Here is a 17269-nt window from a genome sequence, read left to right as displayed (position 1 = left end):
TTACGCCGATGACCGTCCAGAAACTCGGCGTCTGCTACTATCCCGAACATTGGCCGGAGGAGCGGTGGGCGATCGACGCGCGCATGATGCGCGAAGCCGGCATCGGCCTTGTGCGCATCGGCGAATTCGCCTGGTCGCGGCTCGAACCGGAGCCCGGCCGCTACGATTTCGACTGGCTCCAGCGCGCCATCGAGACATTGCACGGCGAGGGCCTGGACATCGTGCTCGGGACGCCGACGGCGACGCCGCCCAAATGGCTGGTCGATTCCATGCCCGACATGCTGGCGGTCGATGCCGAAGGCCGCACACGCGGTTTTGGCTCGCGCCGGCACTACTGCTTCAGCCATCTTCCCTATCGCGCCGAATGCGCCCGCATCGTCACCGCGCTTGCCGAGCGCTTCGGCGGGCATCCCGGTATCGTCGCCTGGCAGACCGACAATGAATATGGCTGCCACGACACTGTGCTCAGCTATTCCAGCGCAGCCCTTGCCGGCTTTCGCGACTGGCTGTCGCGAAAATACCAGTCGCCGCAGGCGCTGAACCGGGCATGGGGCACCGTTTTCTGGTCGATGGAGTATCGTTCCTTCGACGAGATCGAACTGCCCAATCTCACTGTCACCGAAGCCGCTCCCGCACACCGGCTGGATTTTCGGCGCTATGCGTCGGAGCAGGTGGCGGCCTTCAACCGGCTCCAGACCGACATCATCAGAAAGCACTCGCCCGGCCGCACGATCCTGCACAATTTCATGGGCGGCTTCACCGGCTTCGATCATTTCGTGCTCTCCGCCGATCTCGATGCCGCTTCGTGGGATGCCTATCCGCTGGGCTTTCTCGAAAACAGTTCCGATCCAGAGCGCCGGCAGCGTTACATGCGCGTCGGCGATCCCGATTTCCAGGCCTTCAACCACGATCTCTATCGCGCCTGCGGGCGCGGTCGCTGGTGGGTCATGGAGCAGCAACCCGGCCCGGTGAACTGGGCCGCCCACAATCCCGCGCCCGCGCCCGGTGCCATCCGCCTGTGGGCGTGGGAGGCCTTCGCGGCGGGTGCGGAGGTGGTCAGCTATTTCCGCTGGCGCCAGGCGCCGTTCGGACAGGAGCAGATGCATGAGGGCCTGTTGCTGCCGAATGCTGCGCCCAACGAAGCCTTTCATGTCGTGCGCGCGGTTTCGCGCGAGCTGGAAAATCTGGGCGCCAGGGTCGAGACGACGCCGGCACGGGTCGCCATCGTCTTCGACTATGAAAGCGCCTGGGCGTGGTCGATCCAGCCGCAGGGAAGATCCTTTTCCTATGCGCGCCTGATCCTGATTTTCTACCGCGCCCTGCGCGCGCTCGGGATCTCGGTCGACATCGTGCCGGCCAGGCCGGAGGCGGTGCAAGGCTACAGGCTCGTTCTCCTGCCCGGCCTGTTCTCGGTGCCGGGAGAGCTTGCCGCAGCCCTCGGAGGCGACGGCCAGATCGTGCTTGCCGGCCCGCGAACCGGGTCACGCACGCCGGACTTCCGCATTCCCGATGCACTGCCGCCGGGCGAGGGCCTGCAGGGCCGCATTCCAGTGAAGGTCAGGCGCTCGGAAACGTTTGAACCACCTTTCGCCATCCCCATCGAGGAGCCTGCCAATGTTTCGGCCTTCGAGACCTGGCGCGAGTTCCTCGTCGCCGGCGAGGGCGTTCGCGTCATCGACCGGACGCAGGACCACGAGGCTGCTTTCTGCTGCGACGCTGGCGGTGCCTTCCACTATCTCGCCGGCCAGCCCAACGCCGCTTACGCCGCGCGCGTGGTCGAATATCTCTGCGGCAAGGCCGGCATCGCCATCCAGCGCCTGCCGCGCGACATCCGCATCCGCGACAACGGCCCGCTGCGCTACATCTTCAACTACGGCCCGGAGCCGATCGATATAGGCCAGTGGACGGAAGGAAAATCGCTGCTGCTCGGCAATGAGTTGCTGGAGCCATGCGGCGTGGCGGTGTTCAGGCGGGGCTGAGGCTGCGCCCTTCCTTCTCCCCTTGTGGGAGAAGGTGGATTGGCGCGCAGCGCCAAGACGGATGGGGGGTGCTGGACGGAGTGCCGTCTGTTCCGAACAGCCGTAGCAGGCATAGCTACCCGCCCCTCGTCGCATTTCTTCCAACACCCCTCATCCGACCTCCCCTTCGGGTCGGCCACCTTCTCCCACAAGGGGAGAAGGTGAGGCGCGCTTCATCATCGCCACGCCCGGTTTTCACCGTCTGGCCATTGTCAAAGATCGGGAAGCGGGGCGCTTGGCCGTGCCTTCCTAGTGTTTAGTACGTGGCGCGACTTCCGCGCCCCGCTCGGTGTCTGTCCCGAAGTCGGCCGGTCACAACGCCCGCTCCATGTACATTCCATGGACAAGACGCCGCGGGTTCTCCGCATGGTTTTGGGCAGAGGCATTTGCGCCGTGCTCGTTCCACGCCGGCCTGTGTCGGGCCCTCGGGTCCCTGGTTACCACACCAGGGCGGGAGGTCACCGCCACTCCCCCTTGATCCCGGTTCCAGACCCGGTCCCGCAGGAGCGATGCGGGGATTATGCGGGGGGTGTTTGAGGGTGGGGATAAATCGGGCGAGAAAAAATGTGTGGGGTGAATGGAAACAATGGGTTGAGGGGAAATTGGGTGAAAATATTTCCCCCGCTGCGTGAGCTTCGGGTTCGGCAGTTCTGCACCGCTGCGGCCTTCATCGATGGTCCGGCATGGATCCGTCGCAAGAGCGACCCCCGCATGCGCTTCGCTCATGCTGCGCCCGGGATGACGAACGGCATGTTAGGTCTTCGCTAATCGTCAACGCTGGCGCGCGGCAGTTACGTCTCCGGCGCGGTAGCCGCGCCTGCTGTGCGGCAGTCAACAACGTTTGCGATTAGCGGCGACACCCCCTCTCTTCGTCATCCCGGGCGGAGCGAAGCGGAGACCCGGGATCCATGCCGGAACGGAGAAGAGTTTCGGCGGTGCAGACTGCAACAGCGTCAGGACCGGGCCGCGCCCGACGATGCTGCGGCCAATAGGTCCCGGATAACCTCCGCTCCGCTCCGGTTTCCGGGATGACGAGCTTCAGGGTTGTCACTGCTAGTCGCCAAGGTTGATATTTGAAGTGCCGCTCCTCGCTCGTCATCACCCGAAACAAACAATCCCGGGCGGAGCATGAGCGAAGCGAATGCGCAAACTCGGGATCCATGCCGGAACGCTGAAGAGCCTCAACGGCGCAGAACGCGCGTCGACATCAGGACCCTGCCCGCAATGGATCGCGCACGACGTCACACACCACTGTCACGCCAGCGCCCCGCCGAGGTCGATTTCGCGCAAGCCGTTTTCCGGGGTGGTGCGATTCTTGGGCGGCAACACACCTTTGCGGGAACCATCAAAATGCCCGACCAGACGCCGACGCTGATCTTCATCTACGAGCCGGAAAAGGCCTGCTTCGACCGGCTGGTGGGCGACGGGTTTCCGGCCGCGCGGGCGGCGGAGATTTCGTCTTATCTGGCGCAGTCGACCGACATTGCGCCGGAGTTCGGCGCAATGGAAACGGCCTGCGCCCGCCGCGGTCTGCGCTTCGAGCCTGTCGCATTGGACGATGCTGCGACAGCTCTTGCCGGGCGCGATCCCAAAAACACGCTGGTGTGGACGATCAGCGATGGCATCGCCTATTTTCGCGGCAGCGCCGGCCCGGCTTTGGCGCGGTTGAACGGCCTGCGGACGCTGGGCTCGGACGATTCGCTGTTTGCGCTCTGCCAGGACAAGTTTCGCGCGGGCGCAGTGCTTGGCGCACTGGATATGCCGGTGCCGCAGGCGGGGCTGGCGCGCGACGGGCGCTGGCTGGTCGAGCCGCCGGCGTCGGTGACGGGCTATTTCGTCAAGCCGAACCGCCTGGGCGCCAAGATCGGCATCTATGCCGACTCACGCTGCGAGACTGCCGGCCATGCGCTGGAGCTCAGCCACCGCGTCTTTGCGGCTTATCGCGACGATGTCGTCGTCCAGCCCTATGTTTCGGGCCGCAATGTCCGCCTGAGTTTTCTGGGTGTGACGCCGGATGCCGGGGCGGAGGCGCTCGGCATTTTCTTTGTCGATTCAGGCGGCGATTTCCAGACCATGGAAGACAGTCTTGCGCTCTATGGCGAGACCGGCGCGGAGGCCAGGGCGACAGGCAGCTATGCCGAGCCGGAACTGGTGCCGGTAGCAGTGAGCCAGCCGGTTGCGGCAGGGCGCATTGGCGCCATCGCAACGCGGCTGATGCAGGCGCTCGGCCTGCGCGATGTGTTCTCGATGGATTTTCGCGTGGAAGCGGACGACACTGTCCACCTCATCGAATTCGAGGTCTGCCCCGGCCTGCCCTGTTTCGATTTCCGTGCCTATTGCAAGGCGCAATGGGGGCTCGAACTGGCCGAGGCGATCGCCGCGACTGCGGCGAATAGGTTTCAGGCCTTGGCCATGCAGACGGCGGTATGACCCGAGCCGATGAAGCCGAGGCTCCTTGCGGCAGCCTTCGAGACGTCGAGCACGCGGCCCTTGATGAACGGTCCGCGATCGTTGATGCGCACGATGACGCTGCGGCCGTTGTTCTTGTTGGTGACGCGCAGCTTGGTGCCGAAGGGCAGGCTGCGATGCGCGGCGGTCATGGCGGAGGGGTTCATGCGCTCACCGGAGGCGGTCTTGGAGGTGAGGGCGTACCAGGAAGCGCGGCCGCACTGGGCCGAGGCGGTTCCTGCGGAAGCGGCGACCATCAGGCCGGCCGTCATCGTTACCGCGCAGATCGCGGTTCTAGTGATCTTCATCTTTCGGGGAGGGCTCCAAGGTTGGACATGCCCCGAGCCGGTAGGAGCCAAATGTGGCATCAAATGCGGCAAACCTCCGGCAGCTTTGTGACGGAGGAACAACTTTGGAGTCCTTGGGTAATATATTGTCAGGATTTCAGGCGTGGTTTCGCTGCTCTGACGCGATTTCCGATAACCTTATCTTAAGCTTGTTGACTGGCCCAACTGCCCTTTCAGGGCAATGCTTCCTCTTCCCGCCGGCCTGCCTGACGCGCCACCGCCCAGCCCAAAATCGCCGCGCACAAGAGCACTGCCGCTGCGATCAGGAAGGACGCGCCGGGATAGGGCAGCCACGAGCCGTCGCGCAAAGTGAAGGCATAGACTGCGCCGAAGAACAGCGGCGAGGCGACGCCGGCAATGCTGGCGACGCTCATATTCGCACCCTGGAGCTGGCCTTGCTCCGACTCCGAAACACGCCGCGTCATCAATGATTGCAGTGTCGGCATGGCAAGGCCCCATAAGGCATTGGGGAACATCGCCAGCGTGAACAGCAGGCCGGTCGGCGCCAGCCCCATGCAGGCGATGCCGACGGCGCCGCCGAACAGGCCGAAGACCATGACGGCGCGGTCGCCGAAGCGCTTGACCGCCGGGCCGACGAGCACGCCCTGCACGATCATGTCGAGCACGCCGACCATCGCCAGCAGCACGCCGACCTCCCAGGCGTGCCAGCCATAGCGATAGGCGGCATAAAGCACGAAGACGGCGGAAAAGACGTGGTGGGCGAAATGCAGCAGGAAGCCGACCACGGCGAGCCCCGAGAGTTCGGGATGCGAGCGCAGCAGCATCATCGCGCCGAACGGATTGGCGCGCCTCCAGGAGAATTTCATGCGCTTGGCAGGCACCAGCGATTCCGGCAGCACGAACAGGCCGTAGAGGAAGGCGATGCCGCTCATGCCGGCGGCGAACCAGAAGGGCGCGCGCGGCGAAATCTCGCCGAGCACGCCGCCGAGCAGCGGGCCGGCGACGAAGCCGGCGCTGAAGGCCGCGCCGATCAGGCCGTAACCGCGGGCGCGATCTTCCGGCGCGGTGATGTCGGCCATATAGGCGAAGACCGTGGTAAAGCTCGACGAAGTGATGCCGGCAATGATGCGGCCGAGCGCCAGCCACCACAGGTTCGGCGCGACCGCCATCAGCACATAGTCGGCGGCGAGCCCGACGGTGGAGAGCAGGATCACCGGCCGCCGGCCGTAGCGGTCCGACAGCGAGCCGATGATCGGCGAGGCGACGAACTGCATGCCGGCCCACAGCGCCACGAAGACGCCGTTGATCCATCCGGCCTCGGCATTCGAACCGACGAATTCCTCGATCAGCGACGGCAGCACCGGAATGATGATGCCCATCGCCACGATGTCGAGCACCGCGGTGACGAGAATGAAGGCGATGGCCGCCTGGCGGCGCGATCCTGACAGGGCTGACATGGCGGTTGCTCGCTTGGGAGCGGATTTATAGGGGGCGCTTCAATCCTCGGCCATCCCGCAGGGTAAAATGTCCTGACAGGATGTGGCAGTTTGGTTGAACCTGTTGCAGGAAACGCGCGACGATTGTGGTTCGTGGCCGAAACCATTGGGCCACAGGCGGGACTCTTGAGCGCCACGGCGAGGTCTGTGATAGCCACGCCATTTGAACCTTGCTTTATGCGTCACTAGCTAAAATGCCGGTCGCACGAACCGCGAGAGTACGAGACGGCGCGACATGCGATGCCGTCGTCAAAAGGAGAGCCCGATGCTGCGCAAGACAGATTTCTTCATCGACGGAAAATGGACTGCCCCGGTCACGCCGAAGGAGCTGGAGGTCATCAACCCTGCCGACGAGCAGGCCTTTGCCGTGATCTCGCTGGGCTCGAGTGCCGATGTCGACAAGGCGGTCGCAGCCGCCCGCAAGGCGTTCGACAGCTGGAGCCGCACCAGCCGCGAAGAGCGCGTCGAATATCTCGAAAAGCTGCTCGAAGCCTACAAGAAGCGCCTGCCCGACATGGCCGGCGCCATCTCCTCGGAAATGGGCGCGCCGATCAAGCTTGCGACCGAATCCCAGGCGGCCGTCGGCGTCAGCCACATCAAGAGCTTCATCCGCACGCTGAAGAATTTCGACTTCGAGCACCGGCTGAGCGATGTTGCCCCCAATGACCGCATCGTCCATGAGCCGATCGGCGTCTGCGGCCTGATCACGCCGTGGAACTGGCCGATGAACCAGGTGACGCTGAAGGTCGTGCCGGCCATCGCCGCAGGCTGCACCGTGGTGCTGAAGCCGTCCGAAATCGCGCCGATGTCGTCGATCGTCTTTGCCGAGATGATGGAAGAGGCAGGCTTCCCCGCCGGCGTCTTCAATATGGTCAATGGCGACGGCCCGACGGTGGGCGAGGCGATGTCGCGCCATCCCGGCATCGACATGATGTCGTTCACCGGCTCGACCCGCGCCGGCATCGCCGTCACCAAGGCGGCTGCCGAGACGGTCAAGCGCGTGACGCTGGAGCTCGGCGGCAAGTCGCCCAACATCGTCTTCGCCGACAGTGACCTTCAGGCTGCCGTGCAGCGCGGTCTTGCCCACTGTTTCGAGAACACCGGCCAGTCCTGCAATGCGCCGACGCGCATGCTGGTCGAGCGCTCGGTCTATGATCGCGCCGTCGAAGTCGCCGCCGATTTTGCCAGGAACGCCAAGGTCGGCAACCCGACCGATGACGGCGATCATATCGGCCCGGTCGTCTCGGAAGCCCAGTTCGACAAGATCCAGGGCTTGATCGATGTCGGCATCAAGGAAGGCGCGCGCCTCGTCGCTGGCGGCCTCGGCCGTCCGGAAGGCTTCAACCGCGGCTATTTCGTGCGCCCGACCGTCTTTGCCGACGTCTCGAACGACATGCGCATCGCCCAGGAAGAGGTCTTCGGCCCGGTGCTGACGATGATCCCCTTCGACAGCGAGGAAGACGCCATCGCCATTGCCAATGACACGCCCTACGGCCTGTCGAGCTATATCCAGACGGGCGACGAGGAAAAGGCCCACCGCGTCGCACGCCGCCTGCGCGCCGGCATGGTGCAGATCAACGGCGCCTCGCGCGGCTCGGGCAGCCCGTTCGGCGGCTACAAGCAGTCAGGCCTTGGCCGCGAAGGCGGCAAGTGGGGCCTCGAGGATTTTCTCGAGGTCAAGGCCGTCGCCGGCTGGGGCGCCCAGGAAGCCTGATTGCGTTGATTGATTGAAATGAAAATGCCCCGCTTTGCGGGGCATTTTTGTTTTGAGGCTTGCGAAGGTGGTTGGGGCTTCTCACCACGCGGCGTTCCTATCCTTCCGCACCCCGCCGCAGATACGCCTCGATGATCTCGCGCATGCGCCGGGCATCGAAGCTTGGTCCGTGGCCGCCGTGGCCGATGCTGATCGGCAGGGTCTTCAGCCGCTCCATCGTCTGGCGATAGACGGTGCGGTCGGAGTTGGGCATGTCGTCGAGAAGCTGGGCGTCATAGATGGCGTCGCCGCCGAAGAAGAGGCCGCTTTTCTCGTCGATGAGGCCGATGCCGTCGGGTGAATGGCCGGGAAGCTCCAGCACGGTGAAGGAGCGGTCGCCGAGGTCGATCACGTCGCCCTCGGTGAGGATGCGGGTCAGCGGTGCGGGCGTCAGCTGGTAGTCGGCGGGCGTCCAGCCCGGCGCAGGCAGCGCGCTGACGGCGTCGTCCAGATGGCGGAACTCATGCGCATAGGTCAGCGCGTCCGGCATGGTGGCGAAGGCCGCAGCCGACTCGCGCGGGCCGAGGCGATGCTCGAACTCGCACAGCGCGCCGACATGATCGAGATGGATATGCGTCGCCAGCGCCAGGACCGGCTTGCCGGGCGTCAGGTCGAGCACAGGTTTGAGCGGCCGCAGGCCCATGCCGGCGTCGACCAGCAGGTCGGCGTCTCTGCCTTTAACGAGCCAGATGTTGGCGGCGAAATAGGAATGGACGAAAGGCTCCTCGAAGCGCGTGACGACGCTGTCGACCACGGTCTTCCTGAACCACTGTCCGGCCGGTGCAATCTCCATTCCAACCCCGCATTCTTTGAAATCAGGTCGTGGCCTGCGCTTCCTTTTGCGCTTCCATGAAAGCCGCTTTCAGGACGTCGGCTCCCGCTGCCACTGTCTCGGCATCCGGCGAGAAGCCGGCGCCGAGCATCTTGCGGCCGAGCATATGATCGGCAGGCCGGTTGACGGACTCGATCGCGATCAGCTGGCCGCCGGTATAGTGGTAGACCGAGAACTTGTTGTCGGCCAGATCGCCGACGACGAGATTGCGGTCGCTGGCCGAGGCCAGCCCGACCATCTGCAGCTTCATGTCGCCGATATCCGACCAGAACCACGGCACGCTCTGGTAATGGTCCGAATGGCCGGTGATGGTGCGCGCGGCGAGCCTTGCGTGGTCGGTGGCGTTCTGCACCGATTCCAGACGCACATCACTGCGGGAAAACCAGTGCCGGTAGCTGGCGGCATCGCCGATGGCGAGGATTTCGGGCTGCGAGGAGCGCAGCTGGCCGTCGACGCGTATGCCGTTGGCAATGGCGATGCCGGCGGCGTCGGCGAGTTCGACATTGGGCACGACGCCGACGCCGACGATGACCATGCGCGCCGGCAGGCGCTCGCCGGCGGAGGTGACGGCGGCGCTGACATGGCCGTTGTCGCCTTCAAGCCGGTCGATGGTCGTGTTGGTGAGGATGCGGATGCCGGAGGCTTCCAGCCGCTGCCGCACATGCGCCGAGATGGCCGGGGCCACGGCGCGGCCGAGCAGCCGGTCCTGCGCTTCCACCACGGTGACGCGCCGCCCGCCGAGCGCCAGCGTTGCAGCGATTTCGAGGCCGATGAAGCCGCCGCCAAGCACGACGACATCCTCGACGCCGGCGCTGCGTTCGCGAATAGCGCGGGCGTCGGCAATGGAGCGCAGCGACAGCACGCCGCCAAGGTCCGAGCCGTTGAGCTTCAGGATGCGCGGCCGCGAGCCGGTCGCCAGGATCGCATGGTCGAAGACAATCTTCTCTCCGCCGGCGAGATCGAGGCGCTTGGCCGCAAGGTCGATCCGCTCGACGCTCTTGCCGAGCCTGAGGTCGATCTTGCCATTGGCGTAGAAGATTTCGGCACGCAGCACTTGCGGCTGGGCCTGCGCGTCCTTGATGAAGGTCTTGGACAGCGGCGGCTTGTGATAGGGCAGCTCGTTTTCGTCGCCGATCAGCGTCACCGACCCATCATAGCCTTCGTCGCGCAGGCTTGCCGCCGCCTGCACCCCGCCATGACCCGCACCGATAATGACTACGCCGTTTTTCATGAATTTTGGTTTCCGGACACAGAATAGGCTTCCACCGCGCCCCCGATCCGTCCCGAACCGACCGGGAAAGCGGCTTCTGGGTCGCACCTGGAATATGGCGGTGTCAAGCGTCCCGCCCCACGACCTCTTGGCCCAGTCGCCATGTGCCCGCGAAGCCGTGTCCGGTATTAAACTTGATGCTGCTAGTTTAGAATAGTTCTAAGCTATTGATTTATAGTCGTTTTCGTCGAATTTTTATTGACTTTTCGCTTGGCTGGCGTTTTAAGGGCACCATGCCGATGGTGGCATATCCCTTTGATGTTTGGGCCTTGAACCCGTTCGATTGGAGGACTTTGGTGTCTGTTTCTTCTGGTCCGCGCGCTGGCGCGGCACGCCTACGACGGGCGGCAGCAATATGAGAAGCTGCTGATGTCGTTGCGGATTCCTGATTTTGACGCGAGTGGCGGCTGCTATTTCGAGCGCGTTCCCGAAAAGCTGGTGCTTGAGGGGTATCGCCGCTGGATGGCCGGCTTCGAGACCGGCTCGGTAGCCCCCTGGGAGCTGACCTTCGCGCTCTACACCGAGCTTCTCGGCGGCGTCGAAGGCCGTCGCGCGCTGGGCGAGCTTTCGCATTATGTGCGCACGCTGCGGCAGTGCGCTGCCTGCCCGCTGCGCAGCTTTCCCTTCGGCGCCCACCATATCTGCCGCGACGAATGCATGACGCTCGGCCTTATTGCTGCCATCCAGCACAACGATGACGGCGCCGCGCGCGCCTGTCTCGGTGCCATGGCATGCGCGCCGCTGCATGGGCCGATCGGCGAAGCGGCGGCCAGTTTTGCCGAGATACTGGCGGGGTTTCAGCAATATCTTCTGCCCATCCCGCAAGGCGCAATCGAAGACGTCCTGTCGCGTGCCGCACCCCGCGCCACCGTTCACTGAGGAGAATGAAATGAAAGCCACAATGGTGACGACGCGCAAAGGTGGGCGACTGGCGGCAATCGCGGCAACGGCAGCCCTGACGGCGGCGATCTTCGTACTGCCGGCCAAGGCAGACACCGACGCCAAGGCGGTGGTTTCCAGCTATGCCGACATCGCGCTGGCCAAATACGAGGATTCGCTGACGACGGCGAAGGCGCTCGACGAGGCAGTTTCCGCGCTCATCGCCAAGCCGTCGGCCGAGACGCTGGAGGCCGCCCGCACCGCCTGGAAGGCAGCGCGCATCCCCTACCAGCAGACCGAGGTCTATCGCTTCGGCAACACCATCGTCGACGACTGGGAAGGCCGCGTGAACTCCTGGCCGCTGGACGAAGGGCTGATCGACTATGTCGACAAGAGCTACGGCACCGAGTCGGACGAGAACACGCTCTACACGGCCAATGTGATCGCCAACAAGGAGATCGAGATCAACGGCCAGAAGGTCGATGCCACCAACATCACGCCGGAGTTCCTGTCGGGCACGCTGCAGGAAGCCGGCGACATCGAGGCCAATGTCGCCACCGGCTATCACGCCATCGAATTCCTGCTCTGGGGCCAGGACCTGAACGGCACCGGCCCCGGCGCCGGCAACCGCCCCTACACCGACTATGACACCGCCAACTGCACCGGCGGCAATTGCGACCGCCGCGCGCAGTATCTGTCGTCGGCCGCAAAACTGCTGGTCAGCGATCTCGAAGAAATGGTCGGCAACTGGGGACCGGAAGGCGAAGCCCGCAAGACGCTGGTCGATGGCGAAGCCAATACCGGCATCTCGGTCATCCTCACCGGCATGGGCTCGCTCTCCTACGGCGAACTGGCCGGCGAGCGCATGAAGCTCGGCCTCTTGCTGCACGATCCGGAAGAGGAGCATGACTGCTTCTCCGACAACACCCATATCTCGCATCTCTATGATGCCGTCGGCATCCGCGATGCCTATCTCGGCAAGTACAAGCGCATCGACGGCTCGGTCGTCGAGGGACCATCGGTTCAGGCGCTGGTGAAGGCTGCCGATCCGGCCATCGACACCGAGCTTTCCGGCAAGCTCGACGCGACGGTGGCCGACATGGAAGCCATCGCCAAGGCTGCCGAAGGCGGCGAGGCCTATGACCAGCAGATCGGCGAAGGCAACACCGAGGGCAATGCCCGCGTGCAGAAGGCGATCGACGCATTGGTCGACCAGACCAAGTCGATCGAGCGCGCCGTCTCGGCCCTCAAGCTGGACACGATCGCCTTCGAAGGTTCCGACAGCCTGGATTCGCCCGACAAGGTGTTCAAGTAAGCCCTGCGGGGTCCCGGCCATGATCCGGCAAAGCCGAAGCCGGCTTTGGGAAGATCATGGTCAAACGGAAGAAAGTTCAACAGCCAAACGGCGCGTGTAGCGCCGTCAGCCACCAGAGCAAAGCATGCTTGTATGCCACTGTAACCTGATTACCGAGAAGGAGATCGAGGAGGCGATCATCGCCCTTCTGGATGAAAACCCCTGGCACCTCATCGTGCCGGCGAAGGTCTATCATTCTCTGCAAAAGCGCGGACGCTGTTGCGGCTGCTTCCCAAATGTGGTGGAAACGATCATTCGGGTCACCGAGAACTACCATTCCCGTTCGGAGGCGAACGAAATGGACATCGTTTCACACCTGGACCGCGTGCGAGGTCTGCGCGGCCAATTTGGGAGCAGGAGCCATGAAGGGCGAAAAACAGGTCATCGAGCGGCTTAACGAGGCGCTTTTTCTAGAGCTGGGCGCCGTCAACCAGTACTGGCTGCATTATCGCCTGCTCGACGACTGGGGTTACAAGAAGCTCGCGAAGAAGGAACGCGAGGAATCGATCGAGGAAATGCACCACGCCGACAAGATCATCGAGCGTATCATCTTCCTCGAAGGCCACCCGAACCTTCAGTCGGTTGCGCCGCTGCGCATCGGGCAGAACGTCAAGGAAGTGCTGGAATCGGATCTTGCCGGCGAATATGACGCGCGGACGTCCTACAAGAAGTCTCGCGAAATCTGCCAGGAAATAGGCGACTACGTAACCATGAAACTGTTCGAGGAACTGCTGACGGACGAGGAAGGTCACATCGACTTCCTCGAGACGCAGCTCGACCTGCTCGCCAAGATCGGCGACGAGAAATACGGACAGCTCAACGCAGCGTCGGCGGACGACGCGGAATAGGCATGAGACAATGCGGCGCGCCTACAATTTGACGCGCCGCAGCGCGAGCTATTCCTTCTCCCCGTTTACGGGGAGAAGGTGGCCCGAAGGGCCGGATGAGGGGCGACGCCAACCATCCGACGTCTTATCCCGCCCCTCACCTGCCTGCCGGCATCGACCGGGGTCGAGCCACGGGTCTCAACCCGTCCTTCGGACCCCCGTAAACGGGGAGAGGGAGGACTGCCGCAATGACCGCGCTTTTCCCCAGAAGCGGGATCCACAAAAACGCGTGTTTTTTCGCGCGCTTCTGATTGTCTGTGCGGCCCTTCTCACCGCGCCCGCCCATGCTGGCGAGGCCGAACCCGCCGGCCTTGCCACCACGCGCAGCGATCTCAACCCCAATGACCTTGGCCGCGTCGAGGCGATCACCAAGCCGACGGGCGATTTTTCCAAGCCGGAAGAATTCGAGCAGATGCAGGGCGGCGCAGGCACGTCGCGCAAGCGCGTCAACCAGGACGCGTTCTCGCAGTTTTCCGCCAACATCACCTTCGAGGAAGAAGGCACCTTCAAGCTCGGCAATGCGCTGTTTCGCAAGCTGTGGGTGTCGTCGCCATCCTCGACGCAGGCCTCCGACGGGCTCGGTCCGCTGTTCAACGCCCGCGCCTGCCAGAGCTGCCACCTGAAGGACGGGCGCGGCCATCCGCCGGAAGGCAACCCGGACGCGACCTCGATGTTCCTGCGCCTGGCCCGTCAGGCCGAGACCGACGAGGAAAAGGCGGCCATAGCGCACAAGACGGCGCTGAATTTCCCCGATCCGGTCTATGGCGGGCAGTTGCAGGATCTTGCCGTTCCGGGTCTCGCCGGCGAAGGCAAGATGGCGATCTCCTACGAGGAACAGCCGGTGACGCTGGCCGACGGTACGGTCGTTTCGCTGCGCAAGCCGACCTATTCGGTGACAAATCTGGCGCAGGGGCCGATCGACCCGCGCGTCACGCTGTCGCCGCGCGTTACGCCCCAGATGATCGGCCTCGGCCTGCTCGAGCAGATCCACCCCGCCGATATCCTCGCCCGCGCCGATCCCGACGACAAGGACGGCGACGGCATATCGGGCAAAGCCTCGATCGTGCGCGACCACAAGACCGGCGAGCTGACGCTCGGCCGTTTCGGCTGGAAGGCATCGACCCCGTCGATAAGGCGCCAGTCGGCGGAAGCCTTCGCCGGCGATATCGGAATCTCCAATCCCGACGTGCCGAACCACTGGGGTGATTGCACGGTAGCGCAGGAAAAATGCCTAGCCATGCCGAACGGCGTGCAGGAGCGGCTGGGCGACACCGAAGCGCCGGACCCGATCCTCGACCTCGTCACCTTCTATTCGCAGAACCTCGCCGTGCCGGCCCGCCGCGATGTCGGCAAGGCCGACGTGCTGGCCGGCAAGAAGGTGTTTTACGAAAGCGGCTGCGCCTCCTGCCACACGCCGAAATTCGTCACCCGTCGCGATGCACCCAACAAGGCGCAGTCCTTCCAGCTGATATGGCCCTATACCGACCTTTTGCTGCACGACATGGGCGACGGGCTGGCGGACGGGCAGCAGGTGGGCGATGCGACGGGCAATGAATGGCGCACCGCGCCGCTGTGGGGCATCGGCCTGACCAAGCGCGTCAACGGTCACACCTTCTTCCTGCATGATGGTCGCGCCCGCAATCTGGTCGAGGCGATCCTGTGGCATGGCGGCGAGGGCCAGGCCGCGCGTGACCGCTTCGCCGCCCTGTCTAAAACCGAGCGCGATGCGCTGGTGAAATTTCTGGAGTCGCTGTGATGTTCAGGGTTTTGGTTGCTGCTGCATTTTTCGTGCTGGGCCAGTCTGCCGCGCACGCCGCGGAGCTGGACGCGCCGAAGATCGTCGGCAAGGTCATCGACGGTTTCGTGCGGCCCGTCTATCACGGCTTCCATCAGGCGACGTCGCAACTGTCGAGCGACGTCAAGGCATTGTGCTCGGCTCCCTCGCAAGCAGCACTCGATAGCGCGCGAAAGGCGTTTGGCGGCACCGTCGACGCCTGGTCGAAGGCAGAGATCATCCGGTTCGGTCCGGTAACGGAGCAGAACCGGCTCGACCGCATCCTGTTCTGGCCTGACCGCAAGAGCACCGGCCTGAAACAGGTACAGGCGGCGATACAGTCCAAGGACGAAACCGCTGCCGACCCGGCCAAGCTGGCGACCAAGAGCGTCGCCGTGCAGGGTCTCGGCGCGCTGGAATTCGTGCTGTTCGGCACGGACGCGGACACGCTCGCCGGCACCGACGGCGCCTATCGCTGCAGCTTCGGTGCATCGATCGCGATCAATCTCGATACGATGGCCGGCGAGCTCGAGAAGGCGTGGGACGCGCCCGACGGTTTCGCCGGCACGTGGGCGAAGCCGGGCGCGAACAATCCGCTCTACCGCAACAATGACGAGGCGGTGAGCGAACTGTTCGACGTCTTCGTCACCGGGCTGGAGATGGACCGCGACGTGCGGCTGGGCGGTTTCCTCGGCAAGATGTCGGCGGCGGAGGACAAGCCGAAACAGGCGGTGTTCTGGCGCTCGGAAAAGACGGTCGATTCGGTTGCCGGCAATCTGGCCGGCATGAAGGCTCTGTTCGAAACATCCGGTCTTGGCGATGCGCTTTCCGATGAGATGCGGTGGATCGAAAATTCCATCAACTTCGAATTCGCCAATGCCGCCAGGGCAGCGGCGGGCTCGGAAGGTCCGCTGACCGAGGTGCTGGCCGATCCGCAGCGGCGCGGCAGGCTCTCCTATCTCAGCGTGGTGACGTCGAGCCTGAGCGAACTTTTCGGCAAGCGGCTCGCCGGCGAACTCGGCCTGACCTCGGGTTTCTCCTCCCTCGACGGGGACTGACCATGATGCGCACGCCGCTCATCGATCGCCGCGACTTCCTGAAGGCTGCGGGTGCTGCCTTTGCAGCATCGCTGGCGCCTGCCGCCTGGGCGAAAACGCTGGATGCCGACGCGGTCTTTGCCACCGCCTACCAGAAGCGCGACGGTAGCTATGGCGCGGCGATCCTGTCGGAAGCCGGCAAGCTGCTGCATCAGGTCGACCTGCCCGACCGCGGCCACGACGTGACCTTCGATCCGATATCGGGAAAGTCCGTGGTGTTCGCGCGCCAGCCGGGAACCTTCTTCGTCGCCTTCGACCCCACCGGCAAGGCCGCGCCGCAGACCGTCGCCAGCCTGCCGGACCGTCATTTCTTCGGCCATGGCGTCTTTTCGCCGGACGGCGCGCTGCTCTATGCGACCGAGAATGATTTCGACAACGCCGCCGGCATGGTCGGCATCTATGATGCGCGCGACGGTTTTCGGCGGCTGGGCGAATTTCCGACTCATGGCGTCGGGCCACATGAGCTGCTGTTGCTCGATGATGGCAGGACGCTGGCCATCGCCAATGGCGGCATCGAGACCCATCCGGATTTCGGCCGTGCCGAGATGAACCTGTCGACGATGAAGCCGTCGCTGGTGTTCGTCGATCGCGTCTCGGGCGACCTGATCGAAAGCCATGAATTGCCCCCAGCGCTACACCAGCTTTCGATTCGCCACATGGATACGGACGCAACGGGCGCAATCTGGTTCGGCTGCCAGCACAGAGGCCCGGCAACCGAAAAGCCTTCGCTCGTCGGCAAGGCCGAGCGCGGCAAGGGGCTTCAGCTTCTCGACATGCCGGAAGACGTGCTCGGCGGCTTCCGCAACTATATCGGCTCGGTCGCCGCCAACCGCGATGCCGGTATGGTCGCGGTATCGTCGCCGCAGGGCAATTCCTTCGCCGTTTTCGAGGCGGCGAGCGGCAGGATCGTCTCGGACCAATCGCTGCGCGAGGTCTGCGGGCTTGCGCCCGACCATGCCGGCTTCCGCGCCACCACCGGCACGGGCGAAATCGTGGATGCCGACGGTGGGACGGTCGAGGAAGCTGACTATGTCTGGGATAATCATCTCCTCAGAATCGGCTAGATCGTTTCAGGTCTTTGGTGCGAAAATGCCCCTCACCCTTACCCTCTCCCCGTGAAGGACGGGGAGAGGGGGTCGTCAGCGTTGCGGCC

General features: G+C 64.2%; 14 protein-coding genes. 10 read left to right on the top strand and 4 right to left on the bottom strand.

Annotation, left to right across the window (positions count from 1 at the left end):
* The first annotated feature begins 8 nt into the window (after positions 1 to 8).
* Complete coding sequence (locus DZG07_RS02465; RefSeq protein WP_119814014.1) at positions 9 to 1979, top strand: beta-galactosidase; 1971 nt, start codon at positions 9 to 11, stop codon at positions 1977 to 1979.
* A gap of 1389 nt (positions 1980 to 3368) precedes the next feature.
* The gene (locus tag DZG07_RS02455) at positions 3369 to 4448 is read left to right on the top strand and encodes a D-alanine:D-lactate ligase-like protein (RefSeq protein WP_119814010.1); all 1080 of its coding nucleotides are present in this window, start codon (positions 3369 to 3371) and stop codon (positions 4446 to 4448) included.
* On the opposite strand, the gene DZG07_RS02450 is transcribed toward DZG07_RS02455, so the two are convergent.
* Positions 4418 to 4774, bottom strand: a complete 357-nt coding sequence (locus DZG07_RS02450; RefSeq protein WP_091911700.1) for a septal ring lytic transglycosylase RlpA family protein — start codon at positions 4772 to 4774, stop codon at positions 4418 to 4420. The two genes, DZG07_RS02455 and DZG07_RS02450, sit on opposite strands and share 31 nt — an antisense overlap.
* A gap of 212 nt (positions 4775 to 4986) precedes the next feature.
* Entirely contained in the window at positions 4987 to 6231 is a 1245-nt protein-coding gene (locus DZG07_RS02445; protein WP_091911698.1) for a TCR/Tet family MFS transporter, read from the bottom strand.
* Positions 6232 to 6535: 304 nt separating this feature from the next.
* Between DZG07_RS02445 and DZG07_RS02440 the strand changes: the two genes are divergently transcribed.
* Positions 6536 to 7984 (top strand): aldehyde dehydrogenase family protein, encoded by a 1449-nt coding sequence (locus DZG07_RS02440; RefSeq protein WP_091911697.1) that lies wholly within the window; start codon positions 6536 to 6538, stop codon positions 7982 to 7984.
* Between the two features lie 97 nt (positions 7985 to 8081).
* Here the strand turns inward: DZG07_RS02440 and DZG07_RS02435 are convergent, their stop codons facing one another.
* Together DZG07_RS02435 and DZG07_RS02430 are read right to left on the bottom strand one after the other, a co-directional pair.
* Entirely contained in the window at positions 8082 to 8816 is a 735-nt protein-coding gene (locus DZG07_RS02435) for an MBL fold metallo-hydrolase (protein WP_119814008.1), read from the bottom strand.
* Between the two features lie 22 nt (positions 8817 to 8838).
* Positions 8839 to 10086 (bottom strand): FAD/NAD(P)-binding oxidoreductase, encoded by a 1248-nt coding sequence (locus DZG07_RS02430; protein WP_119814006.1) that lies wholly within the window; start codon positions 10084 to 10086, stop codon positions 8839 to 8841.
* 408 nt (positions 10087 to 10494) lie between these two features.
* Between DZG07_RS02430 and DZG07_RS02425 the strand changes: the two genes are divergently transcribed.
* From DZG07_RS02425 to DZG07_RS02395, 7 genes are all read left to right on the top strand, one after another.
* Positions 10495 to 11004: a hypothetical protein gene (locus tag DZG07_RS02425; protein ID WP_119814004.1), complete on the top strand. Its 510-nt coding sequence runs from the start codon at positions 10495 to 10497 to the stop codon at positions 11002 to 11004.
* A 10-nt stretch (positions 11005 to 11014) separates the two neighbouring features.
* Positions 11015 to 12319 (top strand): imelysin family protein, encoded by a 1305-nt coding sequence (locus tag DZG07_RS02420; protein ID WP_244537784.1) that lies wholly within the window; start codon positions 11015 to 11017, stop codon positions 12317 to 12319.
* 124 nt (positions 12320 to 12443) lie between these two features.
* Positions 12444 to 12755, top strand: coding sequence for a (2Fe-2S)-binding protein (locus DZG07_RS02415; RefSeq protein WP_091911691.1), 312 nt, complete (start codon positions 12444 to 12446; stop codon positions 12753 to 12755).
* Positions 12721 to 13206 (top strand): bacterioferritin, encoded by a 486-nt coding sequence (gene bfr / locus DZG07_RS02410; protein ID WP_091911689.1) that lies wholly within the window; start codon positions 12721 to 12723, stop codon positions 13204 to 13206. Before DZG07_RS02415 ends, bfr begins: the two co-directional genes overlap by 35 nt.
* Positions 13207 to 13474: 268 nt before the next feature.
* Positions 13475 to 15001, top strand: coding sequence for a di-heme oxidoredictase family protein (locus tag DZG07_RS02405; protein WP_119814002.1), 1527 nt, complete (start codon positions 13475 to 13477; stop codon positions 14999 to 15001).
* Positions 15001 to 16077 carry an imelysin family protein gene (locus DZG07_RS02400; RefSeq protein WP_119814000.1) on the top strand — a complete coding sequence of 359 codons (1077 nt, stop codon included), beginning with the start codon at positions 15001 to 15003 and terminating at the stop codon, positions 16075 to 16077. Before DZG07_RS02405 ends, DZG07_RS02400 begins: the two co-directional genes overlap by 1 nt.
* Before the next feature lie 5 nt (positions 16078 to 16082).
* Positions 16083 to 17180: a DUF1513 domain-containing protein gene (locus tag DZG07_RS02395; protein ID WP_119821321.1), complete on the top strand. Its 1098-nt coding sequence runs from the start codon at positions 16083 to 16085 to the stop codon at positions 17178 to 17180.
* Positions 17181 to 17269 lie beyond the last annotated feature (89 nt).

The sequence above is a fragment of the Mesorhizobium sp. DCY119 genome (genome assembly GCF_003590645.1).
Lineage (GTDB): Bacteria > Pseudomonadota > Alphaproteobacteria > Rhizobiales > Rhizobiaceae > Mesorhizobium_M.
Note: the sequence above shows the minus strand (reverse complement) of the source record. Positions and strands in the feature narration are given on the sequence as shown.

Bases quoted from the DNA above. Each gene is read 5' to 3' on its own strand.
- DZG07_RS02465 (WP_119814014.1), top strand. From the start codon at position 9: ATGACCGTCCAGAAACTCGGCGTCTGCTACTATCCCGAACATTGGCCG.
- DZG07_RS02455 (WP_119814010.1), top strand. From the start codon at position 3,369: ATGCCCGACCAGACGCCGACGCTGATCTTCATCTACGAGCCGGAAAAG.
- DZG07_RS02450 (WP_091911700.1), bottom strand. From the start codon at position 4,774: ATGAAGATCACTAGAACCGCGATCTGCGCGGTAACGATGACGGCCGGC.
- DZG07_RS02445 (WP_091911698.1), bottom strand. From the start codon at position 6,231: ATGTCAGCCCTGTCAGGATCGCGCCGCCAGGCGGCCATCGCCTTCATT.
- DZG07_RS02440 (WP_091911697.1), top strand. From the start codon at position 6,536: ATGCTGCGCAAGACAGATTTCTTCATCGACGGAAAATGGACTGCCCCG.
- DZG07_RS02435 (WP_119814008.1), bottom strand. From the start codon at position 8,816: ATGGAGATTGCACCGGCCGGACAGTGGTTCAGGAAGACCGTGGTCGAC.
- DZG07_RS02430 (WP_119814006.1), bottom strand. From the start codon at position 10,086: ATGAAAAACGGCGTAGTCATTATCGGTGCGGGTCATGGCGGGGTGCAG.
- DZG07_RS02425 (WP_119814004.1), top strand. From the start codon at position 10,495: ATGTCGTTGCGGATTCCTGATTTTGACGCGAGTGGCGGCTGCTATTTC.
- DZG07_RS02420 (WP_244537784.1), top strand. From the start codon at position 11,015: ATGAAAGCCACAATGGTGACGACGCGCAAAGGTGGGCGACTGGCGGCA.
- DZG07_RS02415 (WP_091911691.1), top strand. From the start codon at position 12,444: ATGCTTGTATGCCACTGTAACCTGATTACCGAGAAGGAGATCGAGGAG.
- bfr (WP_091911689.1), top strand. From the start codon at position 12,721: ATGAAGGGCGAAAAACAGGTCATCGAGCGGCTTAACGAGGCGCTTTTT.
- DZG07_RS02400 (WP_119814000.1), top strand. From the start codon at position 15,001: ATGTTCAGGGTTTTGGTTGCTGCTGCATTTTTCGTGCTGGGCCAGTCT.
- DZG07_RS02395 (WP_119821321.1), top strand. From the start codon at position 16,083: ATGCGCACGCCGCTCATCGATCGCCGCGACTTCCTGAAGGCTGCGGGT.